The organism is Achromobacter deleyi (assembly GCF_013116765.2).
GTDB classification, from domain to species: domain Bacteria; phylum Pseudomonadota; class Gammaproteobacteria; order Burkholderiales; family Burkholderiaceae_B; genus Achromobacter; species Achromobacter deleyi_A.
This window is the reverse complement of the sequence record NZ_CP074375.1, coordinates 4,466,492-4,482,034: the sequence shown is the minus strand read 5'-3', so window position 1 is coordinate 4,482,034 and position 15,543 is coordinate 4,466,492. Positions and strand designations below refer to the sequence as shown.

The window sequence follows — 15,543 nt, the reverse complement described above, 5'->3', positions numbered from 1 at the left end:
TCGTAGGGCGGTTCGTTCGTTCATTCGTTCGATCGATCGATCTTCGTAGGTCGCCCGGCGTCGCGGGCGGGGGGGCTGCGAGCGCCCGCCATTGCGGTCCGGAGCGTTCGCTCCGGACTGCCCCTTCGTCATCTTCGTCCAGGCCTTCGGCCTTCCCTTCAGATTCCCTCGGGCGCATGGAGGTTGCTCGCAGCCCCCCCGCCCGCGCCGCCGGGCTACGAGCGTCTGGGTTTGATGCGCTGCTAGAGCTGTGGTCGGGGCAGGGAATCTGCGAGGTCGCCAAATGCAGCCGCGCGGGCGGCTGCATTTGGCATATGGGCGTTGGGTCGTCGATTCGGTGTTCGCTTACGCGAATGCGGGGAGACGTTTGCTAATGGTGCTCGCCGTGGGGGGGAGGGGCGGTGATGGGCGGCGCGCGATGGCGAGCGGCTTGCGCATGCAGACTTGTGCGCGCGCCGCCCATCGGGCAGTGGAGTTGAAATGGCGATTAATGGCGGGCGGAAAAGTCCGGGCCTGGCATTACTGGCGTGATCGTCGTTCACCGCCAATTGCGGATATCTGGCCGTAAACGGCACGCAGCGGCACGGCGGAATTATGTGTCAGTAGCGCGCAGCGGCATCATGGATCGCAAGACACCGCGTAAGCCTCAAAAGGCCGCCCGGGCGGCCGTTTTGAGGCGGGCCCCGCGAACGAAATCTCCCGCATTCGCGCAGCGGCATCCTCAATCGCAAGACACCGCCAAAGCCCCCGAGGCCGACCAGGGGCGAGCGACGCAAGATCTTTCATGGCCCAAACTAAAGCAGCAAAGCACACCAACACCATTACCCACACGCGAAGCGTCATCGCTACGACGCAAGACACCGCGTAAGCCCCCCAAGGCCGCCCGCGCGGCCGGCCGGGGGCGGGCCCCGCAAGATCCTCCTCCACCCCCCACCGCTGGCGAGAACCTCAAGAACCCCACCCGCCCCAGCGTCCGTGAAGTTTCAACCACCAGAGCCCGGCGTGGCGGGGGCCTGGGGTGTGCGGGGCGTCGATAAGCCCGAGGGAATCTGAAGGAAGCGCCAAAGGCGCTGACGAAGATGACGAAGGGGAAGCCCGGAGCGAAGGCTCCGGGCCGCAATCGCAGCCCCGCACACCCCAGGCCCCCGTCACGCCGGGCGTCTTAAGAACCAACATCCTCACCACACCCCGCCCAAAAGCAACACCCCACATATTTCCAAAAGAACCCATCCCATCCCCCCACATAACCTCATATCGACTAAGTATTTTTAGACCCGAAGCCGCAATGCCAGAATCAACTCGTCTCCAAAAAATCACCCATCGGAAACGACCCCATGTCCTCGCTTCGCCGTTTACTCTCCACCGCCGCGCTCGCGTTTGCATTCACCGCCGGCGCTCACGCGCAGGACAAGTCTTCGATCACCGTCGGCATATCCGTCGGCACCGCGGAGAAGATCTTCGACATCGTCCAGAAGGTCGCCGCGCGCGACGGACTGCAGATCAAGCTCGTCAAATTCAACGACTACCAGCTCCCCAACGCCGCCCTGAACGCCGGCGACCTCGACGCCAACGCCTTCCAGCACAAACCCTTCCTGGACAACCAGATCAAGGCCCGCGGCTTCGACATCGTGCCCGTGGGGCTCACCGTCACAGCCCCGCTGGGCTTCTACTCCCGCAAGGTCAAATCGCTGGATGAATTGCCCGAAGGCGCGTCGGTAGGCATCCAGAACGACCCCTCCAACGGCAACCGCGCATTGCGGCTGCTGGCAGCCTACAAGCTCATCACCCTCAAGCCCGAGGCGGAACAGAAGAACAACGCGACCCCGCTAGACGTAGTGTCCAACCCGCGCAAACTCAAGCTGGTGGCGCTCGACGCCGCGCAACTGCCGCGCTCGCTGGATGACCTGACCGCCGCCTCCATCAACAACGACTACGCCGAACAGGCCGGCCTGGTGCCCGCGCGCGACGCCATCGGGCGCGAGGCGGCCGACGGTCCATACGCCAACCTGATCGCCGTGCGCACCAAGGACCGCGACCAGCCCTGGGTGAAGAAGCTGGTTTCGGCCTACCAGTCGCCCGAAGTGCGCGCCTACATCGAGCGCGAATTCAAGGGTTCGCTCGTTCCCGCCTTCTAATGCACGGCCCCGGCGCATCATCATGAGAATTCTTACCTTGGCGGGCAGTCCGTCGCAGCGTTCCCGTTCCTCGTCCCTGCTGCGCCACGCCGCGCAGATCCTGCGGTCCCGAGGACTGGGGATCACGGAATTGGGCCTGCGCGACATCCCCGCCGAAGAACTGATCGAAGGCCACTACACCGGAGCCGCCGCCGCCGCGCTGCGCGCGCGGGTGGCGGCGGCCGACGCGGTGCTGATCTCCACACCCGTCTACAAGGCCTCGTTCTCGGGCGGTCTGAAAGCGGTGCTGGACCTGCTGGACGAAAAGGCGCTCGCCGGCAAAGTGGTCCTGCCCATCGCCACCGGCGGCAGTCCCGCGCATCTGCTGGCGCTGGAGTATGGCCTGAAGCCCGTCCTGTCCGCGCTGGGCGCGCGCCACATCCTGGCCGGCGTCTACGCCACCGACAAACAGGTGCGCGTGGATGAGCTGGGCGTGGCCGACATCGACGACGACGTGCGCCTGCGGCTGGAAGACTCCGTCGACCGCCTGTCCGAACAGGTGCTGCCGCGCCGAGCCTCCGTCAACGAAGCCTACGACCTGGGCCGCCTCGCGCTAGCGGGTGGTTTCAGCGTCTGACCTGGAGTTATCCGATGGATGTTTTCTGGTTCATTCCCACCCACGGCGATTCCCGTTATCTCGGCACCAGCCGGGGCGCGCGCGCCGCCAGCTACGACTACTTCCGCCAGGTCGCGGTGGCCGCCGACACGCTGGGCTATGACGGCGTGCTGCTGCCCACGGGCCGGTCCTGCGAAGACGCATGGGTGGTGGCCTCTAGCCTGATCGGCGCCACGCGCCAGCTCAAATTCCTGGTGGCGATCCGCCCCGGCGTCAGCTCTCCGCAAGTCTCGGCGCGCATGGCCGCCACCTTCGACCGCCTGTCGGAAGGGCGCTTGCTGGTCAACGTGGTCACCGGCGGCGATGCGGGCGAGCTCGAAGGCGACGGCGTCTTCGTCAGCCATGATGAGCGCTACGCCATCACCGCGGATTATCTGAAGATCTGGCGCGGCATCCTGGAGAACAGCCATCAGGCCGAGGGCTTCAGCTTTGAAGGCGAGCAGCTCGTGTCCAAAGGCGGCAAGGTCATCTATCCGCCGGTGCAGAAGCCCTATCCGCCCCTGTACTTCGGCGGCTCATCGGAGGCCGCCCATGAGCTGGCCGCCGAGCAGCTCGACGTGTACCTCACCTGGGGCGAACCGCCGGACGCCGTCGCCAGGAAGATCGCCGACGTGCGCGAACGCGCTGCGCGCCATGGCCGCAGCGTGCGCTTCGGCATCCGCCTGCACGTCATCGTGCGCGAGACCGAAGCGGCTGCCTGGGCCGCGGCCGATGAATTGATCAGCCATCTCAGCGAGGACGCCGTGCGTGCCGCTCAGGCCGCGTTCGCCAAGATGGATTCGGAAGGCCAGCGCCGCATGGCTGCGCTGCATGGCGGCAAACTCGGTGACGGCAAAGGCGGGCGGTCCCATCTGGAAATCTCGCCGAACCTGTGGGCCGGCGTGGGCCTGGTGCGCGGCGGCGCAGGCACCGCGCTGGTGGGCGACCCGGAGACCGTGGCCGCCCGCATCCAGGAATATGCCGACCTGGGCATCGACACCTTCATTTTCTCCGGCTATCCGCACCTGGAAGAGTCGTACCGCTTTGCCGAGCTGGTGTTTCCGCTGCTGCCGGGCAAGGGCGAGCGCAAGCCCGGCAGCACGGTGCTGACCGGCCCGTTTGGCGAAGTCATGGCGACCGAGCTGGTGCCCAAGGAATCGGCAAGCTGATGAGTGACGCCCGCAACCCCGGCCGTCCGCCCGCGCGGACCACTCGCTGGCTTGCGCCCGTGCTGCTGCTGGCGCTGTGGCAAGTGGCGGCCCAGGCGGGTTGGCTGCCCTCGCGCATTCTGCCCGCGCCTTCGGCCGTGGCCACGGCCGCCGCAACGCTGGCGCAGTCGGGAGATCTCTGGCTGCACGCGCGTATCAGCATCCTGCGCGCGGTGTCGGGCCTGTTGCTGGGCGGCGCGGCGGGGCTGATCCTCGGCGTGGCGGGCGCAATGGCCCGCCGGGCCGGAACGCAGGCCGACGGCGTCCTGCAGGCGCTGGGCCTGGTTCCGGTGCTGGCGTTCGCGCCACTGATCGCGCTGTGGTTCGGCGCGGGGGAGACCGCCCGTCTGGCCTTGCTGTCGCTGGCCGCGTTCTTTCCCGTCTACCTCCATACCGTTCGCGGCATCGGCGCGGTGGATCCGGCGCTGGTCGAGACCGGCCGGTCCCACGGCCTGCGCGGATGGCCGCTGTACCTCCACGTGATCCTGCCCGGCGCGTTGCCGGAGATCCTGACGGGCTTGCGGCAAGGGCTGAGCCTGGTGTGGCTGACGCTCATCGCGCTGGAGCTTTTCGTGGCGCCTTCGGGCCTGGGGATCTTGGCGACGCAGGTCCGTGAAACGCTGCGCACCGATGTGCTGCTGCTGGGCATCGTGCTGTATGCCTTCCTTGGCGTGGCCTCCGGCGCATTGGTCCATGCGCTGGAACGCCGCCTGCTGCGCTGGAGCCCGGCGCACCGCCCCGAACTCTTTCCAGGAACAGACTGATGGCCAAGATCCCATCCTCGCAGGAAGCGCTGGAAATCCTGGCGTCGCAACTCGCCGCCACCGCTGTCGATCGCGACCGCCAGGGCGGTCATGCGGCCGCCGAGCGCGAACTGATACGCGCCAGCGGCCTGCTGCGGCTGTCGGTGCCAACCGCCTATGGCGGCGCGGGCGCAAGCTGGTCGACGGTACTTGCCGCGGTGCGCAGACTGGCCGAGGTCGACAGCGCCCTGGCGCACGTGTTCGGCTTTCACCACCTCCAGGTCGCGGGCGTGCTGCTGTACGGGACGCTCGAGCAGCAGGCGTACTTTCTGCAACCCACCGTCGAACGCCAGCTGTTCTGGGGCAATGCGTTGAATCCCCTGGACCGCCGGGTCATTGCCCGCGCCGAGCTGGACGGATACCGCATCGACGGCGTGAAGAGCTTCAGCTCGGGCTCGGTCGGGTCGGATCTGCTGACGTTCTCCGCCTGGCACAAGCCGTCGGGCACGGCGCTGATCGCCGCGCTGCCCACGCGAACGGAAGGCATCACGGTGAATCCCGACTGGGATTCCTTTGGCCAGCGCCAGACGGACAGCGGCACGGTGCGATTCGACCACGTGCGGCTGGAAGCCATACAGGTGCTGCAGGCTCCGGGCGCGATGCCCTCCGCGCGGTCCACGCTGCGTTCGCAGGTGGCCCAGCTCATCATGACCAATCTGTACCTGGGCATCGCCCGCGGCGCGTTCCAGGAAGCGCGCCGCTACGTGCGCGAGGACGCCAAGCCGTGGTTCGCGTCCGGCGTGCAGCGCCACGCGGACGATCCCTATGTGCAGGAGCGCTTCGGCGAATTCTGGCTGCGCGTGCAGGCGGCGCAGGCCTTGGCCGACCAGGCCGGGCTGAAGCTGGACGCCGCGCTTGCCCGCGGCCCCACCGTCACCGCCGACGAACGCGGCGAGGTGGCGGTGGCCGGCGCGCAGGCCAAGGTGCTGGCGCACCGCGCCGCGCTGGCGGTGGGATCGGAACTGTTCGACGTGACCGGCGCCAGCTCCACCGCGGCGCGCCACGGCTACGACCGTTTCTGGCGCAACGCCCGCGTCCATACCTTGCACGATCCGGTCTCCTACAAGATCCGCGACCTGGGGCGCTATGCGCTCCTGGACCAGATACCCGAACCCACCGCCTATTCCTGATGGCCCGCGCAATGACCGATATTTCCGCTCTGTCCGACATCCCCGCCGTGCCGCAGCCGGTGATCCGCCTGGATGCGGTGAGCAAATCCTTCGCGACGCGCGCCGGGCGCTTCGACGCCGTGCGCAATGTGTCGCTGTCGATCCGGGCCGGCGACACGTTCGGCATCATCGGCAAGAGCGGGGCCGGCAAGTCCACGCTGCTGCGCCTGATCAATCTGCTGGAGCGGCCGGACGAAGGCGCGGTGCGGGTAGCCGGCACCGAGCTGACCGCGCTGTCCAAGCGCGACCTGCGCTCGGCGCGGCAGAACATCGGCATGATCTTCCAGCAGTTCAATCTGCTGCAGAACGAGACCGTGTTCGAGAACGTCGCATTTCCGTTGCGCGTGCATGGCGGGCGCAACGGGGAACAGATTGCCGCGCGCGTGCGCGAGTGCCTGGAGATCGTGGGGCTGACGGACAAGACCGCCAGCCATCCCGCGCAGCTGTCCGGCGGCCAGAAGCAGCGTGTGGCGATCGCGCGCGCGCTGGCCAGCGAGCCGGCCGTGCTGCTGTGCGACGAGCCCACCTCTGCGCTGGACCCGGAGACCACGCGCTCGGTGCTGAGCGTGCTGCGCGACATCAACAAGCGCCTCGGCGTGACCATCGTGATCGTGACGCACGAACTGGCGGTGGTGCGGGCCTTGTGCCGTCACGTGGCCGTGATGGAGAACGGTCAGGTGCTGGAGCAGGCCGAGATCGCCGGCGCCAACGTGCATCTGTCCTCGGCGCTGGGCCGCGAACTGATCCGCGAAGCCACCCATCCCTACGAAGAGGTCGCGTAATGCTGGATACCTTTGTGCAGTTGCTGCCCGAACTGGGCGTGGCGGTCGGTCAGACCTTCCTGATGCTGGCCATTGCGCTGGCGGCGTCCATCCTGCTGGGCGGGCCGCTGGGCGTGCTGGTGTTCCTGACGGGCCCGGGCCAGTCGCTGGACCGTCCGGTGACGCACCGCCTGCTGAGCTGGACGGTGAACACCGTGCGCTCCTTCCCCTTCATCATCCTGCTGGTGGCGCTGGTGCCGTTCACCCGGGTTATCGCCGGCACGTCGATCGGGCCGGTGGCGGCGGCGGTGCCGCTGTCGTTCGCGGCCATTCCCTACTTCGCCCGGCTGGTGGAGCAATGCCTGCGCGAAGTGCCGCGCGGCGTGATCGAGGCCGCCCACGCGGCCGGCGCGTCGGAGTTGCAGATCGTGCGCCGGGTGCTGCTGGTGGAGGCGCGTTCCGGGCTGGTGCTGGCCTTGACGGTGCTGGCCGTCAGCTTCCTGTCCTACTCGGCCGTGGCCGGGGTGGTGGGTGGCGGCGGCATCGGCGACCTGGCCATCCGCTATGGCTATTACCGGTTCCAGACCGACGTGATGGTGCTGACCGTGGCGCTGCTCGTCGTGCTGGTGCAGATCATCCAGTTCGCCGGCAATACCGTCGCGCGACGCATCGACAAACGCTGACATCCAAAGGACCATCATGACTTACTACCGCAGCATCCTGAGCGCGGCGCTGGCCGCGCTGGCCCTGTCGGGCGCCGCTCATGCCGCCGATCCCGCCAAGAAGGAAATCGTCTTCGGCGCGACGGCCGGCCCCTACAGCGACCAGATCAAGCTGGGCATCAAGCCCATCCTGGAAAAGCAGGGCTACACGGTCAAGATTGTCGAGTTCAATGACTACGTGCAGCCCAACTTCGCGCTGGCGCAGGGCGCGCTGGACGCCAACGCGTTTCAGCACATCGTGTACCTGCAGAATTTCGCGGCCAAGAACAAGCTGGAGCTGTCCGAGCTGGTGAAGGTGCCCACCGCGCCCATCGCCATCTATAGCAAGAAGTACAAGAGCGTCGACGCGGCGCCCGACGGAGTGAGCGTGGCCGTGCCCAACGACCCGACCAACCAGGCGCGCGCCTTGGTCGTGCTGCAGGAGCTGGGCTGGGTGAAGCTGCGCGAGGGCTACGACCCGCTGCAGGTTTCCGAGAAGGACGTGGCCCTCAATGTGAAGAAGATCAAGCTGATTCCGCTGGAGGCGGCGCAATTGCCGCGCTCGCTGGAGGACACGGACTATTCGTTCGTGAACGGAAATTTCGCGCTGGCGTCGGGCCTGAAGCTGACCGAGGCGCTGGCGCTGGAGAAGACCACGCCCACCTACCAGAACCTGGTCGCCGTGCGCACGGCGGACCGCGACAAGCCCTATGTGAAGGACATCGCGGCCGCCTACGGGTCGCGCGAGTTCCTGGCGGTCACCGAGAAATCCTTCGCCGGTTTCGTGAAGACCGACTATCAGCAGAAGCTGGAGGCGGCCCGCTAGGGCTGCCCGCCGGCATCAGCGCGGAGACCGCGGCCATGTTCATCCACCCCAACGAGTTCGAGTTGCTGCAGCACCTGGACGTGCCCGGGCGGATCGAACCGGACATCGATCCCGCCGATGGCGCCGGGCGCCAGGCCGCGCTGCGCGTGACCTTGCGTCAGCTGGCCAGGCGCTACGGCGGCCGCGTCGCGCTGCAGTCGCTGGACCTGGAAATCGCCGCGGGCGAGTTCGTGGCCGTGGTCGGGCGCGGCGGCAGCGGCAAGAGCACCTTGCTGCGTCTCCTGGCCGGCCTGGAGACACCAAGCGGAGAGCAGGGCGGCGCGCCCGCGCGCTCGCCGGTGCTGTTCGACAACTTCCCACTCTGGGCGCCGGACAGCCGCGTGCGCCTGCTGTCGCCGGACGCGCGCCTGCTGCCCTGGAAGCGGGTGCTGGACAACGTAGCGCTCGGCCTGCCGGACAAGAAGCAGGCGGCTGCCGCATTGCGGCAGGTTGGCCTGGGCGATCGCGGCGGCGACTGGCCCGCGCAGTTGTCGGAGGGGCAGCGCCAGCGGGTCGCGCTGGCCCGGGCGTTGGCGCATACGCCGGGACTGCTGCTGCTGGATGAGCCGTTCGGCGGGCTGGATGCGCTGACACGGATCGAGACGCAGCGGCTGCTGGAAGACATCTGGCGCCAGCAAGGCTTCACGGCCGTGCTGGCGACGCACGACGCGGGCGAGGCCGTGGCGGTGGCGGATCGCATCCTCGTGTTCGACGAAGGCCGCGTGGTGCTGGACGAACGCGTGGATCTGGCGCGGCCGCGCACGCGCGGTTCGGCGGCGTTTCCCGCGCTGGAGGCGCGGGTGCTGCGTGCCGCGCTGCGTCAGGAAGACACGCCGGATCTGGACAGGCCACTGGCGTCCGTCATCCAGATCCGGCATTTGAGGCTAGCGGTCTGACGCCGCGCGCCTCGGCATTCACAACCAGGCGCCATGGCGGCGCCGCCCTTCACCCTTTATTTCAGGAGCAAGACCATGAGCATTCAATCCATCAACGCCCGTAACCAGTTCCGTGGCAAGATCAAGGAAATCATCCTGGGACCGGTGGTGTCCGAAGTGGACGTGGACACCCCGGCGGGCATCGTCACGTCCGTGATCACAACGCGTTCGGTCAAGGAACTGGACCTGCAGGTGGGCACCGAGGTTCTGGCCTTCGTCAAGGCGACCGAAGTTTCCGTCGCCAAGCTGTAGGCAGGAAGGCGTAGGAAAGACGCACTGCGCCGGCGCTTCCAAACCGCCGGCGTTAGGCATATATTGTCCCTGCGATATCCGGCGGTTCCTCCTGGCTTGTAGTTACATGCTTTGCGAACGGAGAACGGAAATGCGGCGACTGCAAGAGTGGTTCATCGGTTTGGTGTGCCTGGGGCTGGCGGTCTGCTTCCCCGCCGCTGCGCAAACCAAGCTGACCAACGCGCAACTGGACCAGTTGATGGCGCCGGTGGCGCTGTATCCGGATGCGCTGTTATCGCAGATCCTCATGGGGTCCACCTATCCGGACGACATCGCGGCAGCCGCCAAATGGTCGGCCGCGCACGCCACGCAATCCGGCGACGACGCCGTCAAGGCGGTCGAGGGCGAATCCTGGGATCCCAGCGTCAAGTCGCTGGTCGCCTTCCCGTCGGTCATGGACATGATGGGCCGTGAGCCGAAATGGGTGAAATCCGTCGGCGACGCCTTCCTGGCGCAGCCCGACGGCGTCATGGATTCCGTCCAGCGGCTGCGCACGCAGGCCCAGAAGGCAGGCAACCTGAAGAGCACGCCGCAGCAGACGGTGAAAACCACGACGGAAAACGAAAAGACCGTCGTGGTGATCGAACCCGCGGACCCGCAGGTGGTCTACGTGCCCAGCTACAACCCGACCGTGGTCTATGGAACGTGGGCCTATCCCTCCTATCCCCCTTATTACTACCCGCCGCCGCCGGGGTCGATGTTCGCGACCTCGCTGGTCGCCGGCATCGGATTCGGCCTGGGCGTCGCGGCGATCAACTCCATGTGGGGCGACGCCAATTGGGGGCACGGCGACATCGACATCGACGTCGACCGCTACAACAACATCAACGTCAACAACCGTCTGGACCGCAATAACGTCAGCAATAACCGGTCCACGTGGCAGCACAATGCCGCCAATCGCGGCAATGCGCCCTATGCGGACCAGGCCAGCCGCCAGCGCTTCGACAGCCAGCGGCAGGCGGGCCTGCAGAACCGTTCCCAGGCCGCGGGTCAGGGAGGTCGGGCGGCCGGCGCGGGGCCGGCAGCCGGTTCCCGCGACGCCGCACGCGAACGCGCGGCCCAGTCCTTCGAAGGGCGGACCGGGCAACCCATCGCGGGCCATAGCGGCGCGGGCGGGGCGCGCGGGCAGGGCGCGGGCCGGGGCGAAGGCGCCGCGGGCCGGGGGCAGGGCCAAGGGGCGCAGGGCGGACAGGGCGCTCGCGACCGTGCCTCCAGCGTCTCCACCCAGGACAGGGCGCAAGGGCGTGGGGCCGGAGCGTCCACGCAAGACCGGCCCGGCGGCGACCGCGCATCGGGCGTCTCCACGCAGGACCGGCAGGCCGCGGCCCAGCGCCAGCGCGCCGACGAATCCGCGGCACGCGATCGGGCGCGCGCGTCCAACAGCCACAACGCGTTGAGCGGCGCGGGCGACGGCGACCGCATGCGGCAGCAGAACCAGCGCGGCGAAATGAGCCGGGGCGGAGGCGCCGGCCGCAGCACCGGCGCGAGCGCGCCGCATCGCGGAGGCGGCGCAGGCGGTCCCCATCGGGGCGGAGGCGGCGGCGGTCGGGGCGGCGGCGGCCGGAGATAAGCACCATGGACAACGGAGGTCATATGACGATTGCTCGTTTGCGCGCGCTTTGCGCCGCGTCGGTGCTCGCCCTCGGCGTCGCAGCTCCCGCCATGGCGCAGAGCGTGTATCCCAGCGCCCAGGCGGCCGCGCAGGCGTTCACCGACGCGCTGGCTACGAATGACATCGATGCCCTGGCCAAGGTATTGGGCCCCAACCACCGGCAGATCGTGCCGGGGGGCGTGGACCAGGAGGATATCTACCGGTATCTCGCGGCCTGGGTGCGCAAGCACGACATCGTGGCCGACGGCGGCCGCTCCTGGGTGGCTGTCGGCGACTCCGGATGGACGCTGCCCGTTCCGATCGTGCGTGCCGGCCAGGGATGGCGCTTCGATCCGGCGGCGGGCAAGGCGGAAATCCGCCGCCGCGCCATCGACCGCAACGAGCTCACCGCCATAGAAACCCTGGAGAAGCTTCAGGCCGCCCAGACCCGCTACCAGCAGGGCGTGGGCCAGGGACGGTTTGCGGGCCGCCTGGTCAGCCGACCCGGTTACCGGGACGGCCTGTATTGGCCTGAGCTGCCGGATGCCCCGGAGCAGGCCTTCGGTCCGGACGCGTTGGCCATGGGGCCGGACGTGCCGCTGGACGATGCCTATTTCGGCTACCGCTACAAGGTCATCCCGGGCGGACAGGATAATTCGTACCGCATCGTGGCCTGGCCCGCCCGCTATGGCCAGACGGGCATTGGAACCTTCGTCGTCGGCCCCGAAGGCGGCGTGCTGGAAAGGGACCTGGGGCCGTCGTCTGCGGCGCGTGCGGCGGCGTTGCGCGAGCACGATATCCGCGACGGAAGCTGGGTCGACGCAAACGCGCAAGCCGCTGCCGCGAAGTGATTTTTCGCCATTGAATAGGGGCCTGATCGGGGCCGCAGGGCAAGCCTGTTGCGAGGTCGCAACAGGCTTGTGCGTTTGTTGCCAAAGCCCGCGCCGGCACGCCGTTATGGCCCATTTGTCAGGCGGCTGTGCCTAAAATGGCGAGCACCGGGACCCCGCCCGTTTTCCCCTTGCCGGATCTTCAAATTGAACCCCATGCATTTTGTCCGCTACGCCCTTTTTGGCGTAGGGATGGCGCTTAGCGCAGCGGCGGCCTCCGCCCCGATTTTTGTCCTGAACTCCCTGGACGCCAACGTCAGCATCATCGATCCGGCCACCTACAAGGAACTGCGGCGCGTGCCTACGGGCAAGGAGCCGCACCACCTGTATCTCACGCCCGATGAAAAGTCGCTCATGGTGGCCAACGCCACGGGCGACTCGATCACGCTGATGGATCCCAAGACGGGTGAGGTCCAGCGCACACTGACCGGCATCGTCGATCCCTACCAGCTGCAGTTCTCGCCGGACATGAAGTGGTTCGTCACGGCGGCCAACCGCCTGGACCACATCGACATCTATGCCTGGAAGCCGCTGGAAAAGGGCTTTGACCTGAAGCTGGTCAAGCGCATTCCGGCCGGCAAGACGCCCAGCCACATCATGATCGACAAGCACAGCACGACGGCCTACGTGACCTTGCAGGACAGCGATCAACTGATCGCCATCGACCTGGCCACGCAGACGCCGAAGTGGACGGTGCCGGTGGGCAAGACGCCCGCCGACGTATTCCTGACGCCCGACCAGAAGACCCTGCTGGTGGCGCTGACCGGCGACTCCTACGTCGAAGCCTACGACGTCAGCAACGGCCCGGCCAAGCTGGTCAAGCGCATCCCGACCGCCGCGGGCGCGCACGCCTTCCGCGCGCAGGGCGACCACCGCCATCTATTCGTCAGCAACCGCACCGCCAACTCCATCAGCCGCATCGACCTGCAGACGCTCGCCGTCACCGACACCTTCCCGGTGCCGGGCGGCCCCGACTGCATGGACGTGCTGGCCGACGGCAAGACGCTGCTGGTCACCTCGCGCTGGGCGCGCAAGCTCACCGTGGTGGACCTGGAGCAGAAGAAGGTCGTCAATCAGGTGACCGTGGGCAAGTCGCCCCACGGCGTCTGGACGCTGAACCATGCGCCTACGAGATAGCGTGGGTTCTCGCGCCGCGCCCGCTGTCGCGGGCGTGAAGCCCAGCCTGGGGGCAGCCCGGCGGCGGAGTGTGGCGGCATGCCTGGCGCTGGCCGTATCGAGCGCCGGCGCCGCGCCCGCCACTTGCGACAAGCCGGTCTACCTGACGTTCGACACCGGCCACATGGGCGTGGCCCCGCTGATCGCCGATGTGCTGGCCCGCCACCACGTCAAGGTCACTTTCTTCCTGGCCAATGAACGCACGCTGACCGAGGGCTCCAGCCTGGACGACGTGTGGGCACCCTGGTGGAAGGCGCGCGCCGCCGAAGGCCATGCCTTCGGTTCGCACACCTACGACCACGTCTATTGGCAGGGCGACCTGCCGGGCGGCAAGTTCCGCGTGAAGCCCAGCGCCGGTCCGGATTCGGGCAAGCGCGCCGAATGGACCGCCGAACAGTACTGCGCCGAGATCAAGCGGTCCGTCACCCGTTTTCACCAGATGACGGGCCAGAACATGCTGCCGCTCTACCGCGCGCCGGGCGGCAAGACTTCGCCCGCCTTGCTGAAGGCGGCCAAGGCCTGCGGCTTCGAGCACGTGGGCTGGGCCCCTGCCGGCTTCCTGGGCGATGAACTGCCCAGCGACAAATACCCCAACGCCAAACTGCTGGACCAGGCGTTGCGCACCATCAAGCCCGGCGACATCCTGCTTGCCCACCTGGGCATCTGGTCGCGCCAGGATCCCTGGGCGCCGGCCGTGCTGGAGCCGCTGATTGAAGGTTTGCAGCGCAAGGGCTATTGTTTCGCTACCTTGAACACCCATCCAGCCTATCGCGACTGGATCGCCACGCATCACTGATCATGGATACGCTTAGCCAACTCTTCGGGGACTGCCAGCAATGGCTCTTCGAGACGGCGATTCAGCCCGCGCTGTTCCACCTGGGCATGAGCAACTTCATCGAAGACGGCTATGACGCCACGATGTGGCTGCTGGTCGGCCTGTTGCAGGTCGCCGTGCTGGTACTGGTTTTCGGCCCCTTGCAGCGCCTGCGGCCGGTGGAACCGGTCACCGACCGCCGCCAGATCGGCATCGACGTGCTGTACACGCTGATCCACCGGCTGGGTGCGTTCCGGCTTGTGCTGTTCTTCACCATCGATCCCTTCTGGGACAGCGTCTTCGGCCAGCTGCACATCTGGGGCTTCGCGCCATTCCAGCTGGACCAGTACTGGCCCGGCGTGACGGACAAGGCCTGGGTCAGCCTGATCATCTACCTGCTGCTGTTCGACGCGGTGGACTACTTCTACCACCGGGCGCAGCATCGGTTCGGCTGGCTCTGGGCGTTGCACGCCGTGCATCACAGCCAGCGCCAGATGACGATATGGAGCGACGACCGCAACCACCTGCTGGACGACATGCTGCGCGACGTGCTGGTCGTGTTCGTGTCGCAGCTGGTGGGCGTGCCGCCGGCGCAGTTCGTGATCGTGGTGGCCATCACCCAGCTGGCGCAGAGCTTTTCGCACGCCAATCTGCGCATGCATTTCGGCGCGCTGGGCGAACGCCTGCTGGTCAGCCCGCGCTTTCACCGGCACCACCATTCCATCGCCTACGACGCCTCGTCGCCGGGGCCGGCGGGCGGCTACAACTTCGCCGCCCTGTTCCCCATCTGGGACGTGCTGTTCCGTACCGCCCGTTTTGGCGTGGGCTACGGCCCCACGGGCATCCACGACCAGCAGGCGGAATTGGGCGCTCGCGACTACGGCCGGGGCTTCTGGTCGCAGCAATGGCTGGGCCTCAAGCGCCTGGTGGGCCGGGACCGCGAACCGGCCGCCGCGCCACCCACGCCTCCGGCGGGCGTGGAACGCGCATAAAAAAGGGCCCGCGAGGGCCCTTTTTTTATGTTGCAGCGTCGTGGTCAGGCGTCAGGCGGCACGTCGTGCGTGGTCTCGCGCTTGATCTCGCCGTGCCGGCGCTCCATTTCCTGGCGCAGTTCGCGGCGCAGTCCGGCCGCCTTGACGCGCTGCTTTTCCTCAAGCGTGCGGGGTTCCAGCGGCGGCACCGCGGTGGGAGCGCCCTGGTCGTCCACCGCCACCATGGTGAAGTAGCAGCTGTTGGTGTGGCGCACCAGTTTCTTGCGGATGTCCTCGGTGACCACCTTGATGCCGATTTCCATCGAGGTGCGGCCCGTGTAATTCACCGCGGCCAGAAACGTCACGAGCTCGCCCACGTGGATCGGTTCGCGGAACACGACCTGGTCGACGGACAGGGTCACTACATATTGGCCGGCGTACCGGCTGGCACAGGCATAGGCCACCTGGTCCAGGTATTTGAGGATGGTTCCGCCGTGTACGTTTCCCGAGAAATTCGCCATGTCTGGCGTCATCAGGATGGTCATCGACAATTGGTGGCTAAAGGCGTCGTCCATGGCGGGCGGCTCATTCGTGAATAA

General features: G+C 67.4%; 16 protein-coding genes. 15 read left to right on the top strand and 1 reads right to left on the bottom strand.

The annotated features are described in order from the left end of the window. Positions 1-1,334 precede the first annotated feature (1,334 nt). The 15 genes from HLG70_RS20170 to HLG70_RS20100 all read left to right on the top strand — a co-directional run bounded on the left by HLG70_RS20170 (position 1,335) and on the right by HLG70_RS20100 (position 14,965). Positions 1,335-2,135 carry a MetQ/NlpA family ABC transporter substrate-binding protein gene (locus HLG70_RS20170; RefSeq protein ID WP_171667448.1) on the top strand — a complete coding sequence of 267 codons (801 nt, stop codon included), beginning with the start codon at positions 1,335-1,337 and terminating at the stop codon, positions 2,133-2,135. A gap of 22 nt (positions 2,136-2,157) precedes the next feature. Further along, the gene (gene ssuE, locus HLG70_RS20165) at positions 2,158-2,751 is read left to right on the top strand and encodes an NADPH-dependent FMN reductase (RefSeq protein WP_171667447.1); all 594 of its coding nucleotides are present in this window, start codon (positions 2,158-2,160) and stop codon (positions 2,749-2,751) included. A gap of 14 nt (positions 2,752-2,765) precedes the next feature. Beyond that, on the top strand, positions 2,766-3,938 hold the full coding sequence (gene ssuD, locus HLG70_RS20160) for an FMNH2-dependent alkanesulfonate monooxygenase (RefSeq protein WP_171667446.1): 1,173 nt from the start codon (positions 2,766-2,768) through the stop codon (positions 3,936-3,938). Next, complete coding sequence (locus HLG70_RS20155; RefSeq protein ID WP_171667445.1) at positions 3,938-4,741, top strand: ABC transporter permease subunit; 804 nt, start codon at positions 3,938-3,940, stop codon at positions 4,739-4,741. The genes ssuD and HLG70_RS20155 overlap by 1 nt, the downstream gene beginning before the upstream one ends. Then, a complete protein-coding gene (locus HLG70_RS20150) occupies positions 4,741-5,910 on the top strand; it encodes an acyl-CoA dehydrogenase family protein (protein ID WP_171667444.1) in 1,170 nt (389 codons plus the stop codon). The genes HLG70_RS20155 and HLG70_RS20150 overlap by 1 nt, the downstream gene beginning before the upstream one ends. An 11-nt stretch (positions 5,911-5,921) precedes the next feature. After that, on the top strand, positions 5,922-6,731 hold the full coding sequence (locus HLG70_RS20145) for a methionine ABC transporter ATP-binding protein (protein WP_171667443.1): 810 nt from the start codon (positions 5,922-5,924) through the stop codon (positions 6,729-6,731). Then, positions 6,731-7,393 carry a methionine ABC transporter permease gene (locus tag HLG70_RS20140; RefSeq protein ID WP_171667442.1) on the top strand — a complete coding sequence of 221 codons (663 nt, stop codon included), beginning with the start codon at positions 6,731-6,733 and terminating at the stop codon, positions 7,391-7,393. Before HLG70_RS20145 ends, HLG70_RS20140 begins: the two co-directional genes overlap by 1 nt. Before the next feature lie 16 nt (positions 7,394-7,409). Then, positions 7,410-8,237, top strand: a complete 828-nt coding sequence (locus HLG70_RS20135; protein ID WP_171667441.1) for a MetQ/NlpA family ABC transporter substrate-binding protein — start codon at positions 7,410-7,412, stop codon at positions 8,235-8,237. Between the two features lie 35 nt (positions 8,238-8,272). Continuing rightward, positions 8,273-9,172 (top strand): ATP-binding cassette domain-containing protein, encoded by a 900-nt coding sequence (locus HLG70_RS20130; protein WP_171667440.1) that lies wholly within the window; start codon positions 8,273-8,275, stop codon positions 9,170-9,172. A gap of 75 nt (positions 9,173-9,247) precedes the next feature. Next, on the top strand, positions 9,248-9,463 hold the full coding sequence (locus HLG70_RS20125) for a TOBE domain-containing protein (protein ID WP_006227327.1): 216 nt from the start codon (positions 9,248-9,250) through the stop codon (positions 9,461-9,463). Positions 9,464-9,593: 130 nt separating this feature from the next. Further along, a complete protein-coding gene (locus HLG70_RS20120) occupies positions 9,594-11,072 on the top strand; it encodes a DUF3300 domain-containing protein (protein ID WP_171667439.1) in 1,479 nt (492 codons plus the stop codon). Positions 11,073-11,095: 23 nt separating this feature from the next. Beyond that, the gene (locus tag HLG70_RS20115; RefSeq protein WP_234103148.1) at positions 11,096-11,944 is read left to right on the top strand and encodes a DUF2950 family protein; all 849 of its coding nucleotides are present in this window, start codon (positions 11,096-11,098) and stop codon (positions 11,942-11,944) included. Between the two features lie 195 nt (positions 11,945-12,139). Beyond that, a complete protein-coding gene (locus tag HLG70_RS20110) occupies positions 12,140-13,120 on the top strand; it encodes a YncE family protein (protein ID WP_171667450.1) in 981 nt (326 codons plus the stop codon). Continuing rightward, positions 13,104-13,955, top strand: coding sequence for a polysaccharide deacetylase family protein (locus tag HLG70_RS20105; RefSeq protein WP_234103146.1), 852 nt, complete (start codon positions 13,104-13,106; stop codon positions 13,953-13,955). Before HLG70_RS20110 ends, HLG70_RS20105 begins: the two co-directional genes overlap by 17 nt. Positions 13,956-13,957: 2 nt before the next feature. Further along, a complete protein-coding gene (locus HLG70_RS20100) occupies positions 13,958-14,965 on the top strand; it encodes a sterol desaturase family protein (protein ID WP_171667437.1) in 1,008 nt (335 codons plus the stop codon). A gap of 44 nt (positions 14,966-15,009) precedes the next feature. Here HLG70_RS20100 and HLG70_RS20095 read toward each other — a convergent pair whose 3' ends face one another. Next, positions 15,010-15,519 carry an acyl-CoA thioesterase gene (locus tag HLG70_RS20095; protein ID WP_171667436.1) on the bottom strand — a complete coding sequence of 170 codons (510 nt, stop codon included), beginning with the start codon at positions 15,517-15,519 and terminating at the stop codon, positions 15,010-15,012. Positions 15,520-15,543 lie beyond the last annotated feature (24 nt).